1 protein-coding gene and 1 pseudogene are annotated in these 1,426 nt (G+C 43.3%); both read left to right on the top strand.

Going from position 1 to position 1,426, the window contains the following annotated elements; all coding sequences use genetic code 11:
• Positions 1-556, top strand: a 556-nt coding sequence (locus JQC93_RS20160; RefSeq protein WP_236009697.1) for a helix-turn-helix domain-containing protein, incomplete at its 5' end; no start/stop codon positions are given.
• Positions 556-1,395, top strand: a pseudogene (locus JQC93_RS20155) (IS3 family transposase); the annotation flags it as partial. The gene JQC93_RS20160 and the pseudogene JQC93_RS20155, both read left to right, overlap by 1 nt.
• Positions 1,396-1,426 lie beyond the last annotated feature (31 nt).

The following is a 1,426-nucleotide window of genomic DNA, read 5'->3' as shown; positions in this document are numbered from 1 at the left end:
TGAACTGACCCCCAATAGTTGGACACCAATTATTGGGGGTCTTTTTATGTCCAAATACAGCAGAGCATTAAAATGCTCTATAGCTAAACAATATCTACAAGGCGAAGGTTCATCTGAAGAGCTTTCTCGTCTTCATTCTATACCATCACGTCAAATACGTTACTGGGCACAAGTATTTGATATTCATGGTTCTCAGGCATTTACACCCCATGGGTTTGCTAAGAGCGCGCAAACTAAACTGCAAGCTTTAAAACACATGTGGACGAATGGTTGGTCTGTCGGTCACACTAGTGCGGTATTGAATTTTTCTTCTCCCGGCACACTCTCTGTTTGGCTTAAGCAATATGAAAGAGGTGGTATCCAGGGGCTTGAGTGTAGCAAAGGACGACCAACAATGAGTAAGCACCCTTTTATTCAAGATAAGCACGATGATGAGAAAACACTGGAACAGCTCAAAGAGGAGTTAGCCTACTTGCGAGCAGAGAATGCTGTCCTAAAAAAGTTAGAGGAGCTGGAACAAGAGAAGCGTCGTCGAACAAAGAAAAAACGAAAGTAGTTCTAGCTCTTAAAAATCAACACCTGTTACCACATCTCTTGCATGCCCTTAAGTTAGCGAGAAGTAGCTTCTATTATCACGCGCAGTCGATCAACGTCGCCGATAGCTATCAATATGAGAAGCAGTTGATCGAGAAAATATATCATGACCATAAAGGAAGGTATGGCTATCGTCGCATTCACCTAGAATTAAGGAAGCAGGGCGTCATGCTTAACCATAAGACAGTTCAGCGCCTGATGAGGTTACTTGGCTTAAAGTCAACGGTTAGGCCTAAACGGTACAGCTCTTACAAAGGAGAAGCTGGGACAACCGCCCCAAATGTACTTGAACGGGACTTCAGCGCAACGAAGCCTGATGAAAAATGGGTAACCGATGTTACAGAGTTTAAAGTCAAACAACAGAAGGTGTACTTATCACCAATCGTTGACCTGTTTACACAGGAAGTCGTCGCTTATAAGGTTGCTAAAAACGCGTGTTTACCTCTCGTCACTGACATGTTGACACAGGCAGTTTCGGCCTTAGACAAAAACGCCAAGCCAATCGTCCATAGTGATCAAGGGTGGCAGTATAGGCATAGGAAATATCAGAAAACTCTCGCTGAACGAGGGTTAACTCAAAGTATGTCGCGAAAAGGAAACTGTTTAGATAATGCAGTGGCAGAGAACTTCTTTGCCTTGCTGAAAACAGAAATGTACCATAATCAGCACTTTGAAGATGCGGACGACTTAATCGCACACATTGATGAATACATCGAGTACTACAACACAAAACGCATCAAGGTGAAACTAAAAGGCCTGACTCCGATGGAATATCGAAATCAGGCCTTACAAGCCGCTTAACAGAAATGTCCAACTTTAAGGGGTCACTTCA

It is taken from the genome of Vibrio ulleungensis (genome assembly GCF_016900875.1).
Classification (GTDB): Bacteria; Pseudomonadota; Gammaproteobacteria; order Enterobacterales; family Vibrionaceae; genus Vibrio; species Vibrio ulleungensis.
The sequence above is the reverse complement of the archived record's forward strand: the minus strand, read 5'-3'. Positions and strand labels throughout refer to the sequence as shown.